Annotated in this window: 11 protein-coding genes; all 11 read left to right on the forward strand. The window is 29.9% G+C overall.

The annotated features are described in order from the left end of the window. Window positions 1-95 precede the first annotated feature (95 nt). Window positions 96-3,227 carry a starch-binding protein gene (locus EI71_RS00555; protein WP_162849622.1) on the forward strand — a complete coding sequence of 1,044 codons (3,132 nt, stop codon included), beginning with the start codon at window positions 96-98 and terminating at the stop codon, window positions 3,225-3,227. 139 nt (window positions 3,228-3,366) lie between these two features. Then, window positions 3,367-3,864 (forward strand): RNA polymerase sigma factor, encoded by a 498-nt coding sequence (locus tag EI71_RS00560; RefSeq protein WP_162849623.1) that lies wholly within the window; start codon window positions 3,367-3,369, stop codon window positions 3,862-3,864. Further along, window positions 3,851-5,557 carry a beta-propeller domain-containing protein gene (locus EI71_RS00565; RefSeq protein ID WP_119015298.1) on the forward strand — a complete coding sequence of 569 codons (1,707 nt, stop codon included), beginning with the start codon at window positions 3,851-3,853 and terminating at the stop codon, window positions 5,555-5,557. Before EI71_RS00560 ends, EI71_RS00565 begins: the two co-directional genes overlap by 14 nt. A 241-nt stretch (window positions 5,558-5,798) precedes the next feature. Next, window positions 5,799-6,194, forward strand: coding sequence for a hypothetical protein (locus tag EI71_RS00570; protein ID WP_119015299.1), 396 nt, complete (start codon window positions 5,799-5,801; stop codon window positions 6,192-6,194). Window positions 6,195-6,284: 90 nt separating this feature from the next. Beyond that, the gene (locus EI71_RS00575; protein ID WP_119015300.1) at window positions 6,285-7,349 is read left to right on the forward strand and encodes a DUF697 domain-containing protein; all 1,065 of its coding nucleotides are present in this window, start codon (window positions 6,285-6,287) and stop codon (window positions 7,347-7,349) included. A gap of 47 nt (window positions 7,350-7,396) precedes the next feature. Next, complete coding sequence (locus EI71_RS00580) at window positions 7,397-9,211, forward strand: HD-GYP domain-containing protein (protein ID WP_119015301.1); 1,815 nt, start codon at window positions 7,397-7,399, stop codon at window positions 9,209-9,211. Window positions 9,212-9,288: 77 nt separating this feature from the next. Further along, on the forward strand, window positions 9,289-9,546 hold the full coding sequence (locus EI71_RS00585) for a hypothetical protein (RefSeq protein WP_119015302.1): 258 nt from the start codon (window positions 9,289-9,291) through the stop codon (window positions 9,544-9,546). A 108-nt stretch (window positions 9,547-9,654) separates the two neighbouring features. After that, window positions 9,655-12,711 (forward strand): HD domain-containing phosphohydrolase, encoded by a 3,057-nt coding sequence (locus EI71_RS00590; RefSeq protein WP_162849624.1) that lies wholly within the window; start codon window positions 9,655-9,657, stop codon window positions 12,709-12,711. 102 nt (window positions 12,712-12,813) lie between these two features. After that, on the forward strand, window positions 12,814-14,580 hold the full coding sequence (locus tag EI71_RS00595) for an HD-GYP domain-containing protein (RefSeq protein WP_119015304.1): 1,767 nt from the start codon (window positions 12,814-12,816) through the stop codon (window positions 14,578-14,580). Between the two features lie 114 nt (window positions 14,581-14,694). Then, window positions 14,695-15,384, forward strand: coding sequence for a hypothetical protein (locus EI71_RS00600; protein ID WP_119015305.1), 690 nt, complete (start codon window positions 14,695-14,697; stop codon window positions 15,382-15,384). 10 nt (window positions 15,385-15,394) lie between these two features. Next, entirely contained in the window at window positions 15,395-17,851 is a 2,457-nt protein-coding gene (locus EI71_RS00605) for an ATP-grasp domain-containing protein (RefSeq protein WP_119015306.1), read from the forward strand. The last annotated feature ends 13 nt before the right edge of the window (window positions 17,852-17,864 follow it).

Consider the following 17,864-nt stretch of genomic DNA (forward strand, 5'->3'; position numbering starts at 1 on the left):
GTTTGTTTAGGTATTTTGCGTTTTTTTTCGTTAATGATATACTTAATAATGTAGTTATTCGGTTTTATATAAATATAAATAAGGAGAGCAAAATCATGTATAAAGCGAAGAGTTTTATTCTTAAAGTGATTATTGGTTTCATGAGCATTGCTATAATTGCAATTTGTGCAATTGCCTTTATCCCTGGAAGTTTAGAGAGTAAAGAGAAGACGACAGACGGGGATAGTGAATTATCTTCAACAACATCGGTAGATACATCAGTTTTTGCAGATAATGTACAAGATGGTCAAATATTGCAGTGCTTCTGTTGGAGCTATAATGAAATCATGGAGTATTTACCAAAAATTGCAGATCAAGGTTTTACAGCGATTCAAACATCACCTGTACAGGTATGTAAGGAAGCTACACTTGGCCAAACTGCGAAGGGTTCTTGGTGGGCATATTACCAACCAGCTGCCTTCACCATTGATGATACTGGTGATAATGCACTTGGTACGCCAGAAGAATTTAAAGCTATGTGTCAAATGGCACATTCCTATGGCGTTAAGGTATTAGTTGACGTTGTTGCAAACCACTTAGGTAACCAATGGGTTTCTGATTCCTTATGCGAGCGTGCATATTATTATGAATGGGAAATCGCAGGTATGTCTACAAGTGTAGAAGATGGTGGATATATTCCATATACTGGTGAAGTATGGGCATATGGAGGAGGAACAACTACTCCTGGTGCTGCAAATGCTTCAACAACACCTGTAATTGATACATATTATTATAAAGATACATTAAAGTTCCATCCTTATTTAATTCAAGATAATGATGAGCCTGGTAATGTTACACAGGGTAATATTGGTATGATGGATCTTGATACATCAGATCCAGTAGTACAAGATGCTGTTGCGGATTATCTAGAGGAATTAATCAGTTATGGTGTTGATGGATTTAGATTTGATGCAGCTAAGCATATTGAAACACAGTGGGATTCTATATCGAGTGATTTTTGGCCTTATGTTATGGATAGAGCTGAAACAGCTGCTAGAAATGCAGGTAGAGAATTATATGCATACGGAGAGATTTTAAATAGACCAGGTATTGGTAGAAGCCTATCTTGGTATACAAATAATAATGTGGCTATTACAGATTCTGGAATGGGTCATAATATTGTTGAAAATGGTGGTTCTGGTCACTCTAGCTTTAATGGTGCCGATGGCAATAATTATGCTGATTACAAGGAGCATATGGTAACATGGGCTGAATCCCATGATAACTATATGGGTACTCAGGATACTCATAATAAGAGTGTAGAGGTTATTAATAAATCTTATGCTATTTTAGCTTCTAGAAAGGATTTTGCAACATTATATTGTGCAAGATTTGAAGATTATGAAACTTCCGTTTTAGGTAGTGTTGCTTGCTTAAATGGTTGGTCATACCCTGAAATTGGGGCAGTAAATAAATTCCATAATTTCTATGCTAAGGCAGATGCTGATGAGGCTTGCTATGATGCAAATGGATATACAATTACTGAAAGATTTGTTGATTCTTATTCTCAGAATAATGGTATTGTAATTGTTGGTAATGCTGGTGGATGCCAGGTACCTGCTTACCATTTGGCAGATGGTACATATACCGATTGTGTAACTGGTAATACATTTATCGTATCTAATGGCACAATTAATGGTAATATTGGAGAATCTGGTGTTGCAGTAGTTTATAATCATTTTGAAAATAAGACACCATCCATTACTGCATCCTTAGCTTCTGGATATATTACTGAGGATTATTTATCTGTAACTTATACATTTAAAAATGCAGTATCTTCAAGTGTAGTAGTTGGTACTGATAAGGTTCAATCAACTGCTGAATCTGCATATGTTTATGTAAATGGAATTCAAGAAGGTCAAACAATTACTGTAGTTGTTACAGTAACTAGTGTTGATGGTGTGGATTGTACAAAGACTTATACCTATACAAGATTTAATCCAGTTGGCACGGTGACATTATATTTCACAAATACAATGAATTGGTCTACAGTTAATGCTTATGCATGGAAGGGTGGAAATAAGAATGCTAGCTGGCCTGGATTAGCATTAACAGATACTGTATTAGATAAGAATGGAAATACTTGTTACGTATATGAATTTGATATGGATTCCTATGATCATATCATCTTTAATGATGGTAACAATCAAACAGAAGATATTTTAGTTGCTGCATCCAAGCAGTATACTCTATCTGAAAAGGGTATTAATTGCTATAAGGTTCTTGAGTCTGATTTTGAACCATATGATGGTGGAGAAATTGATCCAATAGACAATTCAAACGTAATTACAGTAGATTTTAAGAATGATTATAATTGGGATAGTGTTTATGTATATACATGGCGTAATGGCTCAAATAAGGCAAACGCTAATTGGCCTGGTGTAAAGGTTGAAACTCTAAATAAAGATAAAGATGGCTTTATGGCTTGTTCTGTAGATGTTGATTTAGATCAATTTGACATGATTATCTTTAATAATGGTGGAAATGCTAAGACAAATGATTTAATGCTAGATTCTGAAACCTTAGGCTTTACTTTTGATGGTTTATTCTATGATTTTGAACCATATGATGGTGGAGATGTAATTGATCCTATTGATGATTCAACTGTAATCACAGTATATTTTAAGAATGATTATAATTGGGATAATGTTTATGCATATGTATGGAATAATACAACTGGAACTAATAATTCATGGCCAGGTACATTAGCTACATATGTTGGTAAGGATAAAGATGGTAATTTTGCATATTCCTTTGATGTAGATTATCAGGTATATGATCATATCATCTTTAATAATAACAATGGTGGCCAAACTTCAGATTTAGAATTAACAAGTGAAACTAAAGGATTTACTTTTGATGGTTCAGCATATACATATTCTCCATATGTAGATATAAATACAAGTGAAATTACTGTATATTTTAAGAATACAGATAATTGGGATAGTGTGTATGTATATTTATGGAATAATGCATCAGGAAATAAGAATGCTGAATGGCCAGGAGTAAAATTAGAGTCTATTGGCACAGATGGTGGATATCAAGTTTATTCAGTTACAGTTAATTTAACAGAATATGATATGATTATTTTCAATAATAATAGTGGTAAACAAACTTCAAATTTATCCTTATCTGTAACAACAACAGGCTTTACAGCTAATGGTTCATCCTATAGCTATAATGGATAATAATGTAATAGGCAAGCAAAAAAGCTTGCCTTTTCTTTTGACAAGAAATCTATATAATATAACTTGTGAGCAATTTTTTTAAAATTTCTTTTAAAAATTGATTAGTTACTCGTTAATATTAATGTGGAGGAAACGAAAGATGAATTTAGAAAAGCTCGTTGTAGATTATAAAGCGGGGAATGAAAAGAGCTTTGATAAGATTTATAAAGAAACTTTACCATTAGTTAAATCAGCAATTTTAAATTATATTACGGATAAAGATACTGTCTTAGATTTAATTCAGGATACCTATTTAACATTTGTAGAGAAAAAGGAATCTTATAATTCTCATTCATTTTCTGCATGGATATATACTGTAGCTAAAAATAAAGCATTAGATTATTTGAAAAAGAAAAAAGAAGTTCTAATGGATACAACAGATATAATTCCAGATAATTCTATAAGTCCATGCCTAACTTACGTGATCAATAAGTTAGAGCCAAATTTAAGAGAAGTTTTTCTATTAAAGGTTTTAGTAGGATATTCATCAAAGAAAGTTTCCACCTCATTAGGCATCGATGTAAGTTTAGTTAATAAGTATTATTATGAAGCAAAAGAGATTTTAAGAAAGGAGCTTAAGGATTATGAAGTTAAATGAATTTAATAAAAAATTAAAAAAGGAATTTAATGAAAATTATAATAGTGATGATTCTTTGGTAGTAAAATCCAAAAGAAAAAGAATGGCTATACGCTTAATACCAGTATATGCTTTATCCCTTGCTTGTATAGCAATAGCTATAGTCTTTGGTATTCGCTATGGAGTATCTAAACCAGTTTCTTATGAAAAGCAAGATATAGCACAAGATGAAAATTATAGAGAACTATCATCTATATCATTTAGTGATTTAAAGGGCTATATTAGTTATGAAAGAAGTACACAAATATCAGCAACTGTTCCTATTGATGTAGAAACTACTGCAGTTGCTCCGGGGTCTAAAGATCTTGCAACCTCATATGAAACAAATAATCAAGAAGAAGGCGTTATCGAAGCTGATATTGCGAAATTTGATGGCAAATATTGTTATTATTTATATGCAGGATATTTATATATTTATGATTTATCAGGTAATCAATTAGTGAATAAAGTAGTATTCACTAAGGGAGCTCATATCTATGAGAAAATGCAAATATATAACAATCGAGTAATTATATATAATTATAATGATTTATATATTTATACCTTTGATGGAGAATTAAAAGAAGAAATTCATAAGCATTATCATCTTGTTGAATCAAGAATCATTGATAATACCTTATATGTAATAGCGAGACAATTTATAGATGTATATAATGATGAGATAGAATCAGATAAAATATATTATGATAAATTGACAAGCATTTCATTTATTTATTCCTTAGAGAAAATCAATTTAGATACACTAGAAGAAAAAGAAGTAGAATTTGCATCAGGATATGATGGAATAATATATATGAATCAAAATTATATGGTTCTTTCTAATCAGGCATATTCAAATTCTTTATGTAAGACAGTAACATTAAATTCTGTATTCAATATAGATTTAGAGCCTATTGGAGTATTTGTTGTTGAAGGTACTATTTTAGATCAATATTCTATAGATATCTATCAAGATACATTAAGAGTAGTATCTACATTAAATGATTCGAGTATAGAAGGATATGTCAGAAATGAATTAACTATTTTTGATTTAAAGGAATTATCTACATTGTCTTGTCTAAAAGAAGGAATTGGACTTGTAGGTGAAAGAGTAAAATCTGTAACATTTAAGGATTTATATTGCTTTATCGTAACATTTAGAACAACAGATCCTTTATATGAAATAGATTTAACAGACTCTAAAAATCCTATTATTGTGGATGCATTACATGTAGAAGGATATTCTTCTTATTTAAAAGCATTTATGATAAATGATACAGAGTATCTATTTGGTGCAGGCTATATTAGTAATCAAATTAAGTATTCTATTTACTTAAATGATAAAGAAAACACTCAAGTAGGTAGCGACTATTTACTTTTGGATGGAGAACAAGTAAATTATAGGTATTATGATGGTTCCAATTGGGTATATAGCGGTATTTGTGATTATGCCGTAAATCCACACGCAATGTTCTTTTATCTAGATAATGAGTATTTCTATGTTGGTGCACCAATGAATAGAACCCTATATAAAATATTTATTGTAGATGTAAATTCTAGTACAGTTATAGAGGAATATAAGAGTATCGAAACAGAAGGCGAAACAAGATTATTCTTATATCAGGGTAAGGTTTATTTACCACAAAAGGATAAATTGATTATAGAAGACTTTTAATAGGAATGGAGCCGGATTTACCGGCTCTTTTCATTTATAGGCCATATATTACAAAAATAACTTTAAATCGAACAATATCTATGTTATAATACAAAATACCCTAGAATTAGGGTGGTATTGTAAAAAATGTAACTCTTTTTACGAAAATTTTTAGGAAAACCATAAAAAATCTTTATTTTTTATTAAAAAAAGAGTTATAATATTAATGAAGATATACGTTTTGTGAAGAAGGTGATTACATATGGGACTTTTTGATAGATTTAAAAAGAAAAAGGAAGATGTCCAAGAAGAAGCACCAGTAATTGAAACATATAATTATGTAGAAGGATGCGAAACTTATGTAACCGACCAGGGCTTTTTAGTTTTAATACCTGAGGTAAAACCACCTTTCCAGGTACTAATTGTAGATAATGGAGAGCATAAGCAGATTCTGGTTGAGAACATGAATAACCATAAGAATATAGATTTTGGTGACATTAAGACATCATATAGTAAAATTGAAGATGGAGTTTATACATTTGGTTTGTTACCTGAAGAGGCAAGAAGACAAAAAATGGAATTCAATCGTCGTATTACAGATAGAGAACATCCGCCTATTGCAGGCACATATGATGTATCTAAACAATTAGAGGGATAAGCTAGGTTTCTAGCTTTTTCTTTTATTGTTTTATATTTCAAAAAAATATGGTAAAATAAATGTATTCAAAAGACGACTGGATGTGATGTTATGGCAAAGAACGAATTAGTCTTAAAGGAAGATAAAGAAAATAAAAAGGAAATTGGAAAATTAACATTAGAAGAATATCAAAAGAAGTATTCAAAACCAGTAAATGAGAAGGTTGCAAAAACATTCTTATTTATATTTGCGGCAGCAATTGGTATTATTATATTTTTCTGTTTATTCTCCTTTGTAATTAAGGTTTATGAAACATTTGATAAGAATAATATAGCATTATATATTTCAATTCCTATTGCATTATTAATCTTTATTTGTGTATATGTTATTCCACTATATAAGATTCATGAGGCTAAGCCTTTTATTACAAATGTAGATTCAAGGAACGCAAGAGAAGCAAAGAAATATAATAAAGCATTAAGAGAATCTATTGCTGATAAAATGATTGATTTAAAGGCAAAAACTACTGGTGTAACTTGGTATAGTGAGGCAAATGTTGGTAAGCTTGCGATTGCACGTCAAACACATGATGATGAAGAATTAAAGAAGGCTTTAACAGAAACCTATGATACTGATGTTAAAGCAGCCGCAAACAAAATGATTAGAGATCATGCATTTAAGGTTGGTGTTACAACTGCATTATCTCAATCCGAAAAAATTGATACATTATTTGTTGTTACATATGATTTAAATTTAATTAAAGATTTAATTTATCTATATGGCTTCCGTCCATCCGATACTCAATTAATGAAGTGCTACCAAAGTGTTATTGCAGATGCATTAATTGCATATGGCTTAGGTAACGCAACAAGTGCTATCGCTACAGGCGTAGTAAAGAAGATGGGCAATGTTGTAGATAAGGTTCCTGTTTTAGGTTCTATGGTTTCTACTGTAATTGATTCAGTTACTCAGGGTTTAGTGAATGCTTCATTAACTGTAATTATTGGATTCCAAACAAAGAAGTATTTAATGAAGGAATATCATTTACAGGATATATTAGATACTGTTGAGCTTCCTACAGAAGAGGAAGAGGCAGAGGAAGCTTCCGAGCTAATGGATTCTTTAAAGAAGGATATTACTCTTACAGCTAAAAAGGGTAAGGTACAAACAGCTTAAAAACAGGAATAATTCCTGTTTTTTTGTTTAAAGGAAGGAGGTTTTTTATGAAGGATTTAAAAGAATCATTTCGCTTAATAAAGAGGAATATTTATGAATATGCCAAATTAAATGATTTATTATTTCAATCCCTAGATTTTGATGATTGGAATTTAATGCTAAAGGAAAGAAGCGAAAAAATAAGAAAAATCTATATAGAAAATGAACAAGAAATAGCCTTCATTAAAGCCTCTTTAGATGATTCTTTAGATGAAGATACTGCATCATCTTTATTTGAGGCTTTAAAGGAATTTAAATATGAAGAAATTCATGATGCAGGCTTTACTATTCCAATAATGGAAAAGCTAATTTCTTATTATGAAAATAAGAATAATAAAGCTAAATTATTATTTTTATATTTAAATTATGGATATGAAATAATGGAATATTATTTAAGAATGGGTAATGTTTCATTTATGGATAAGGCAAAGGCATCCTTCTTAAAGGTTATTGCTTTAAAGGATTATTATAAAGAATTTAAGCCAGAAATAAGAGCTCGTATATTTATTGGATATTATAATTTAACAAGTGCCCTACCAGATTTAATAGAAGAAGATAAAAAATTTCCTTGTATATATTATAAAGAGATGTTAGATTTCTATTTCTCTAAAGATATTATGGAATTTGATAAAGATAATATGACTTCAAAAGATGAGGTTATTTATGTTGTAGAGGCATTCTGTTATGGCTTTGCAAAATATATAGATGAGGATTCTTTATATAGAGATGAATTCTTTTCTTTAGTTGAAAGAAGCTTGAAGTCATTTGATGATTTATCTAGTGATGTTGTAAGAGTGGTAAGTATTATTTTAGGATATTATCATAAAGAATATGATATCAATGAACTATTTTCTTTATTAGAGGAAATGAATAAAGAATACTTAGAAATGAATTTAACATTTTTAGGTACAGAAGATTCTATATTAGATTTTTGTAATTGGATGGATGTAGCATCCGCTTTAGTTGAAATTACAAAAAGAAGAAATATTCCAATAGAAAAACAAAAGGAATATATTATTTCTATAGAAACTCCTATATTAAATTACATTTCCAATGTAAATTATAAGGATTATACATCCTATTTTGATGATGTATCTTCGGATATCTTTAAAGCTTTCTTGCCATGTGTATCTACACTAGATGAAAAGCTTGATTTAATTCAAAGATTAATCATAAGAAGACAGCCTATTACCTATATTCATTCTCTTATGGTAAAAAGAATTAGTGAAGAAATAACATTTGCAATATTAAGAATGAATAAAGCTATTTTAAATCCATTGTTTGATTTAGGAATGGGTGGAGCGGATATATTAGATTATATGGGTATAGGCGCAATGATTCATGATTTAGGTAAATGCTTAACAGTTGGAGTAATTAATGCCCAAAGTAGGCATCTTACAGATGATGAATTTGATTGTATAAGATTACATCCAAAAAGAGCTTTAGATTTCTTAGGCGAAGATAAGGATTTTATACCATTTTATGATATCATGCTTGGGCATCATAAATGGTATGATGGAAAAAAGGGGTATCCTATAGATTTCGATAATACAAAATCCAAATATAAGATTGCGATAGATATTATATCTATTGCAGACTCTATTGATGCTGCAACAGATATCTTAGGTAGAAATTATACTATAGGAAAAGATTTTGATTCCCTGCTTACTGAATTAATAGTTGGTGCATCTACAAGATATAATCCAGATATTGTAAGATTAATAGAAAAGGATGAGGTATTAAAGAGTAAGCTTAAATATTTAACTACATATGGTAGAGAAAGAGTATATTATGAAGCATATAAGGAGATTGCAAAGAAATAAGCAATCTCCTTATTTCTTGATTATTTGTTCTTTTTCAAATAAAATAAGAATAAGGGATACGATTGGAGGATTAAAATATGTGGCCATTTAAAAAGAAAGCACCGAAGAAGGTTATTGAATCTATTTTTAAAAAGGGTGATTTTGTAAGATTCATGTTTCATGGGGAAATGACCTATGGCTATATTTATGAAATAAAAGAAGCAGCGGATGGATCTGTTTTATATGATATCCAAGTTGGTGCCCAGTGTCCTTGGGTTGCGCCAGACATTCCAGAAGCTGGTGTAAAGCTTCATAAGATTCATCAATATACAACATTTGATGATGAAGAGAATTAATGCTCTGAAAACGGATTACTTCCGTTTTTCTCTTTATCCTATAATCGATAGACAATAATTATGTTATAATACAACGTAAGGTTGATTTATATGAAAAGGGTGATTAATGTGAAAAAAAGAATACATCTACTTTTATTCATAGTTTTAATTGGATTAGCTTCATTTTTTTCTTATGATGCTTATGCAGATAGTGTATCTTCAGATAAAAGTGAAATCTTAGTAGATTTAGAGGTATCTGGTGCGGAGGCATTATGTCAAACCGATGATGGTTTTATTTGGATTGGACAATATTCTGGTTTAACTAGGTATGATTCTAAGGAATTTCAAGTTTATAAGTCATTTGAAGAAGATGGAAAAAACTATGAAATTATTAATGTTAGAGATTTAGCAAGTATTGATAATACCTTATATATTCTTACATATACAAGCTTATATTCTTATTCAAATAATCATTTCCATGTAATTTCTACTGAATTGGGTTCTTTATATGATTTAGAAATTGATAAGGTAAATAAAAAATTATATGTTGCTTCTGAAACAAAGGGTGTAGCAATTTATGATATTGAAAGTGATACCGTTACTACGCCAGAGGCTCAATTGGGGATGTCTGTTATAAGGATTGATGCAGACAAAAATAGAGATACATATTATTATCAAACTAGTGCAGGGCTTTATGATTCTTTAAATAATCAGATTTGTAATTTTGAAAATGTAATGGATACTTATATTTATGAGGATATCCTATATATCGCAAGAGCGGATGGTGAAATCTGCCAATATGATTTAGTTAATCATGTAATGCTTACAGAATCATTTAAAATAGATGATCAAATTAATAAATTACTTTATGATTCTAATGAAAAATTATTATATATAGCTTGTGAAGCAGATGGTATTTATTATTTAAATTTAAATACAAAGGAAATGAAATTAATTGGTGATTTGGAAAACAAAAAACAAATCATTGATTTGATGATTGACTATGAGGGTAACCTTTGGTTAGCCTCTCATTATATTGGAACATCTGGTGTTTCATATATTACTAAGAACGCATTAGTTGAATTATTTTATGATGATCCAATTTGGCAAAATCTAGCATCTACATTACAAAAAAACGAAAGAAATGTATATGCTGTAGAAAAGATTGATGATATTTTATATGTATGTTCTACATCCGGTGTATTCTTTTATGATACAAAAACAAATAAAATATTAGATTCAAATCCAGTAATGGATAAGGTAAAAGAATATGTAGAAGCAAATGGTATAACTTATTTTGATTTTAGAGATGTAGAAGAGTTTAATAATAAGATTTATTTTGCTTCATATTATATTGGGCTTATTGAATATGATCCTATAACTAAAAATGTTAAGATTTATGATGTGGATTATATCGATAATCATAATGGTGGAAATCTTTATAATGGTGTAGTTATTAGTCAATTAAATATGATGAGATGCTTAAGAAGCTTTGATAACTATTTAGCTATTGGATATAATAAGGGAATTGCAAAATTTGATGGAGAAAATTTTAGTGCCCATTATATTGGTAATGTACTTTATATTAATAAAGCAAATGATGGCTCTATCTTATTTAATACAACAAAGAATATCTTTACTATAACTGAAGATTTTAAAGAATATTCTATCATTCCTACTATGACAGAGGTCGAAGGAAATAGACTTAAATTCTTAGTAGATGGAGATTATATTTACTATAATTTAAATGATCGTCTATTTAGAACAAAAAAAGAAGGATCAGAATATATCCATGAAGAAATAGAAATTCCATATGTAAAGGGATCTATTGTAGAATTATCTAAGGTTCGCTTACAGGATAGATATGGTAATGAATATTATAAATATGTAATTGGAAGTCAAACTCAGGTATATATTGTAGATTCCTTAGATACAAATAAGATTACAGATTATGAATTCTATGATAAAACGAATGGACTTCAGCCTATTATTGCAAATACGAGTGGATATTTTGATGAAGCAAGCCAAAAGTATTATTTCCAAACTGCTGCAGGTGTATTTGAATATAGCTTTATTCAAACACAGGATGTATCTATTCCAATAAGAATGGCAGTGAATTCTGTAGAGTTAGATGATAAAAGTTATTATGGTAATGAGATTCATGTAGATAAAAATACATATCGTATTTCCTTTAATTTATCTGTATTTGGCTTTAGACCAAATAAAGGATATACTATCTATTACAAGCTTGAGGGTGTAGATAATGATTATAATATTGCGAAAGAGGATAGCTTATCTATTTTCTATACAAACCTAAATGGTGGATCTTATGATTTTTCTGTATATGTTGTAGATGAGTTTGGTCAAACATCCAATTTGGTTCATATTCATTTAGTTAAAGATAAATTTGTTTATGAACAGGCATGGTTTTGGGTAATTATCGCAGTTATTGCGGTTGCCTTAATTGTTGCTTTAAACATTTTATTAATTAAATTAAAAACAAGAAATTCCATAAGAAGACAATTACAATTAAAGAATATTACTCTAGAAGCAATTCAAGCTATCGCAAGAACAATCGATGCTAAGGATGAATATACTAATGGTCACTCGATTCGTGTTGGTTATTATTCTAAGATTATAGCTGAGCACTTGCATCTATCTAATGATGAGGTGGATAATATTTATTATATTGCCTTACTTCATGATATTGGTAAAATTGCAATTCCGGATAGTATTTTAAATAAACCAGGAAGATTAACGGATGAGGAATTTGCAATAATGAAGTCTCATACCGTAAGAGGAGCTAAGATATTAAATGGTATTTCAACGATTCCTCAAATTATTGAAGGAGCTAAATCCCATCATGAAAAATATGATGGTTCAGGATATCCTGAGGGCTTAAGAGGAGAGTTTATACCTTATGTAGCCAGAATTATTTGTTGTGCGGACTGTTTTGATGCGATGGCATCTAAAAGAGTTTATAAAGAGCCATTCGCACTGGAAAAGATTATAGGTGAATTTGAGCGCTGTAGTGGTACACAATTTGATCCACAGATTGCTAAGGTAGTAGTCGATTTGATTAAATCTGGCAAATTAAAGCCATATACTGCAGAAAACACTTATTTAGGTAGTGATGGTAAGACGCACCGAATGAAAAAGGAAGAAGTAGAAGCTAAAGAAGAATAAAAATTGAATGTTATGTATAGCATAATTGTATTTTTAAAAAAACTATGGTAAATTGAAATAAGCAGTTTTTCTATATTAAATTTTATAAACGGAGGTGTTAATATGAACATCCCTGAAGCGATAAAAGAGTATAAAGAAGCTATTATTGAAGCAGAAAGGCTAAATGAAGACCTATTTACAAAAATGGATATGGATTCATGGATAAAAACCTTACATAAAAGAGCGGAAAGATTAAGCACTTTATATGAAAAAAGTAATGGGCTTCTAGATTTAATTACCAAAGAAATTAATAATGTTATGGGAAAAGATATGGATGATGCATTCGAAGCCCTATATGATTTATATTTAGATGGATTTGATGATGCTCCATTAATGATTCCAATTTTAAAAAGAATGGAAGAATATTATGGAGAGACTAAAAATTATGAAAGAATGATTGTCTCTTATTCTATTCATGCATATGAATCCCATGAATATATTTCTAGGCTTGATCCAACAATTCCAATCAATATGGAGCAATATAAAGCCATATTAAATCTTAAGGATCATTATAAGGAAGTAGAGCGTCCAAGAGTAAGATGGAATTATTTTGTTGCTTATTATAATATTATTGTCGCAAGTGAATATTTAGTGGGCGTTAGTCCATCTGAGGTATATGATTATTTGGTTGAGGCAGAAGAATTATGGCAAAGAGAAGATGTACAAGCCTTAGATGGAGATAATGAAGAGGTTAAAGAAACTGTAGATGAAATTAAACGAGGATTTTTAATTTATAGTGAAAGATATCCAGATTTAACTCCATTTTTAAAGGAAGAAATCTATCAAAGAGCCTTAGTATATTTGGATAAAGAGGATATAAATAAAACTCCAGTTGTACCATTTTTAGCTTATTCTAGATGTATGTTTGAAAGAGGAGAAATTACAAAAGAGGAGCTATTAGCTTCCATAGAATCCTTCTTTAAGCCAAGGATGGAGCATTTCTTTGATACAGAGCTTGATGATCAAAGAATTACAGAAGCCTTTGAAATTATTGGTACAATAATGAAATGTCTATCCTTAAAGGGAGATGCCAATGTAGGCTATTATTATGGAGAAATCAAAAACTTTGTAAGAAAGATTGAGGCTAAAACAAAGGTAAAAAGAATGACTCCATATATCAATACGGTTATTGCCGGTTTTGTAGTATCTTCACTACCTTTTGAGGATAATAAGGAAGAAATAGAACAAAGCCTATTTGATAATTTAATTAGAAGACAGGCTCCAACTTATATTCATTCTGTAATGGTTATGAAGATTGCAGAAACCATTTATGAATATATGGATAAATCCTTATTACCAAAAATGGAGAATCCTTTAGAATTTATTCAAAATGGTGCATTATTACATGATATTGGTAAATCTATGATTACGGATATCATTAATATGCAAAGAAGAAAGCTATCCGATGAGGAATTTAAGGGTATAAGAAATCACCCTACCTTTGGTAAAGATATCATAAGAGAAAATCCACTCTTAGAAGAATACCATGATATCATTTTAGGACATCATAAATGGTATAATGGTTTAGGTGGATATCCAGCTGATTTTGATAATACAAAGAGTAAATATAAAATCATTATTGATTTAATTACTATTGCAGATTGTCTAGATGCTGCAACAGATAAATTTGGTAGAAATTATAAAAGACCAAAATCTGTTAAGGATGTATTAGCTGAATTTGAAAAGGGTAGTGGTACTATTTATAGTCCATATTTTACAAATTTAATTAAAGAAAATAAGGAATTAGAATATAAGCTTGAGCAATTAACAGAATATAAAAGACCTGAATATATGTATAGAGCATATATCAAAGGTAAAATTGGAGAATAAGGGTGCATATGCATCCTTTTCTTTTATAAAAGAAAGGAATTAATTGTTTTCTTTAAAAATCTTTATTTTAATGCTATAATCTATAACAAAGTTATGTATGAGGAGGGATTTTTAATGTCTAGATTTAATTTGACAGAAAAAGAAAAGGAATTATTAAAATACGCATACATAGACAATGATAGAATTGATGAAGGAAATCTATTTGATTATCAAGAGGCTGCATTACATATGATTCGTAAATCTAGCGTGTATTTAGAGGTAAGATATCCGAATCATGATTTAGAAATGATATCCTTCTTACCACAAACAAAAAAGACTCCATATTCTGAGATTCATTTTGTAGAATCTGGTAGTGATGTTACTTATACCTTAAGATGTCAAATGAAAAATGGAGAAGATACATTTAGTGATAATTTTTATGATGTTCCTTTCGAAAAGGAATATGATAAAAGAGTAGAAAGGCTCTTAAAGGCAAGAAAGATTTCTTCTAGAGTTTATACTGTATTTCCTTTTTTAATATCTAATAGAATTGATAGCCTAGAGGATTTATTAAATATGGAAAGGCTATCTAGGAATACAGAGGTATTTATTGGTATAGATGAATTTCCTTCTGAGGAGGAAATGCAAAATACATGTTCAAAGATTGAAGATATATTTAAGCAAAATAAGCTATATGGTAGCTGTGTTGTTTATTTTATGTTAGATATAGAGGATATGAATAGGGACATATCCTATTTTGATGAATATGTTAAGGATAGAAAGAATCAAAAAAATATAGTTTCTATTGCATTCTATACGAAGTAAGAGGTGTATTATGGCTTTATTTAAAATTGATGAGTTATTGTTAATTGAAAATTTGACCTATTTTGAGGAAACCTTTCCTTTTACAGGAATTATTAATTCAAAGGGTTTAACCGTGAAAGAATTTTTAGCTAAGGTTGATATGGATAAAATCGATATGGAATTTGAATATGCAACCTATATGACTGGATTTGATTTTAAGAATTTAATCTTAGCTACAAAAAGACATCATAATATTATGGATTGTTATATTGCGGAAACTCATATGGACACTGCCTATGGCGGAGGAAAGGGAGTATCTGCAGTATTCATTAATGAAAAGTCAAAAGAGGCTGTAGTTGCCTTCCGTGGAACTGCATTAAATGAATGGGTGGATGACTTTGTCGCATCCAATCAAATTGATTCTTTGCAACAAATTAACGCATTAGAGTGGTATAAACAAATATATGACAAGCTAGAGCTTGAAAAATATACTGTTACAGTTATTGGTCATTCTAAGGGTGGTAATAAGGCAAAATATATTACAATTTTAAATGATACAGTGAATAGATGTGTATCCTTTGATGGTCAAGGCTTTAGTGATGTATTTATTGAGCATTATAGGGATAGAATTTTAAAAAGACAGGAATTAATTGAAAACCATAATGTAGATTATGATTATGTAAATATTCTATTAAATGATATTGGTAATAGAACATATTATCATGGATATGATTATGGTAAAGGTGGATTTGCAGAAGCACACTGCCCAAATACCTTCTTTGATTTTGAAGAGGATGGAAAGTATAATATCCGTATTAATTCTGCAGGTCAAGCTCCTGAGATGCAGATATTAGACCAATTTATTAATTCTATGTCTAGAAGTGATTTTTCTGATAAAGAAAGAAATGAAACAGCTCAGCTTGTTGGTGTTTTAGTTGAGAAGGCATTTTCTATTGGCGCAAGTGAGGAAAATACAGTAACAGATTATATTTCCTTTGTTTGTGATTTAGTTAAGGATGAAAAATATTCAAATAATACTGCATTCCTATTAGCCTTTGTTATTAAATTCTCTGCCGAAAACAAAGCGTTCCTACCAGCTTTAAAGGATATTATGAGACACTTTGGTATGGATGATTTTTCTAATATGATTGATATGATGGGAGAAATTGTCTTATCTAAGAAGCTAGATACTATTGTAAATCTTTCAAATTTCTTAGCCTTACATGTATCTGGTGTTGTAACAAAGATTATTCAATCTGTTGCGAAAAAGAAATATGGTGTTGAATTAACAAAGGAGCAGGTTAAGGGCATATTATTAATTGTTTCTATGACAAAGGAAACCCTAAAGACATTAAAATTGAATTTAGATGGTTCAGATATAGTCTTAGAAAAGGAAATCGAAGAGGAAGCAGAATATACACTACCTACAGATTTAAATATTGTTGTTTTATGTGGAGGATTATCCACTCAAAGAAATGTTTCTATTAAAAGTGGTATTTTAGTTTCTGATGCATTAAAATTCCATGATTATAATGTAATCTTACTTGATTCATTTATGGGATATGGAGAGGAAGAGGAGATTATTGATGATCCTTTTGATGATCCAGATAAGTATTCCTTAAAGATTGATGAATTTACAAATGAAATACCAGATTTATGGGCAGTTAAAAAAAGAAGAAAGGATCAAAGTGGATCTTATTTTGGTCCAAATGTACTTCAAATTTGTAAAAAGGCTGATGTGGTTTTCCTAGCTTTACTTGGTGGAGATGCAGAAAATGGTAAGCTTCAAGCTACCTTTGATTTATTAGATATTGATTATACTGGATGTGATTATTTCTCAAGCGCAATATCTACAAATAAATATGTAGCTAAAGAGATTTTAAGAAGTAATGGTATTCCAGTACCTAAGGGTTATTTAATTAAAAAAGGTGAAAATATTATAGAACCAGAAGAAAAGAATATGAATTATCCTGTTGTTGTTAAGCCATGTAATGGTGGAATTGGACTTGGTGTTAGTGTTGTAATGAATAAGGCTTCCTTCCAAAAAGCGATTAAGGATGCTTACCGCTGGGCACAGGAGATATTAGTTGAGGAATATGTTTCTGGTAGACAGTTTAGTGTTTCAACAATTAATGGTAAGGCACTTCCTATTTACGAAAGTGCTGCATTAAATACATTAGACGATAAAACAGATTTAGCACTAGATGGTAAAATTGTTGAAAACTTTAATAAAAAGTATTCCAATAGATTTGTTAAGGAATTATCTAATCAAGCCGAAAAGGCTGCATATTGTTTAGGCATGAGGGATTATTCTATGGCAGATTTTATCATAAGAAGTGATGGTACATATGTATGTCTTGAGGTGGATTCCTTACCAGAAATCACAGATGATTCTAGGTTTGCATCATCCGCTAAGGAAACAGGCATGTCCTTTGATATGCTTTGTGTTAAAATATTAGAGCTTGCCTTATCGAATAAGGGCAAGTAAAAAGGAAGGCGAA

This window comes from Anaeroplasma bactoclasticum, from assembly GCF_003550015.1.
GTDB lineage: Bacteria > Bacillota_I > Bacilli_A > Acholeplasmatales > Anaeroplasmataceae > Anaeroplasma > Anaeroplasma bactoclasticum.

Bases quoted from the DNA above. Each gene is read 5' to 3' on its own strand.
- EI71_RS00560 (WP_162849623.1), top strand. From the start codon at position 3,367: ATGAATTTAGAAAAGCTCGTTGTAGATTATAAAGCGGGGAATGAAAAG.
- EI71_RS00595 (WP_119015304.1), top strand. From the start codon at position 12,814: ATGAACATCCCTGAAGCGATAAAAGAGTATAAAGAAGCTATTATTGAA.
- EI71_RS00570 (WP_119015299.1), top strand. From the start codon at position 5,799: ATGGGACTTTTTGATAGATTTAAAAAGAAAAAGGAAGATGTCCAAGAA.
- EI71_RS00605 (WP_119015306.1), top strand. From the start codon at position 15,395: ATGGCTTTATTTAAAATTGATGAGTTATTGTTAATTGAAAATTTGACC.
- EI71_RS00580 (WP_119015301.1), top strand. From the start codon at position 7,397: ATGAAGGATTTAAAAGAATCATTTCGCTTAATAAAGAGGAATATTTAT.
- EI71_RS00585 (WP_119015302.1), top strand. From the start codon at position 9,289: ATGTGGCCATTTAAAAAGAAAGCACCGAAGAAGGTTATTGAATCTATT.
- EI71_RS00555 (WP_162849622.1), top strand. From the start codon at position 96: ATGTATAAAGCGAAGAGTTTTATTCTTAAAGTGATTATTGGTTTCATG.
- EI71_RS00565 (WP_119015298.1), top strand. From the start codon at position 3,851: ATGAAGTTAAATGAATTTAATAAAAAATTAAAAAAGGAATTTAATGAA.
- EI71_RS00600 (WP_119015305.1), top strand. From the start codon at position 14,695: ATGTCTAGATTTAATTTGACAGAAAAAGAAAAGGAATTATTAAAATAC.
- EI71_RS00575 (WP_119015300.1), top strand. From the start codon at position 6,285: ATGGCAAAGAACGAATTAGTCTTAAAGGAAGATAAAGAAAATAAAAAG.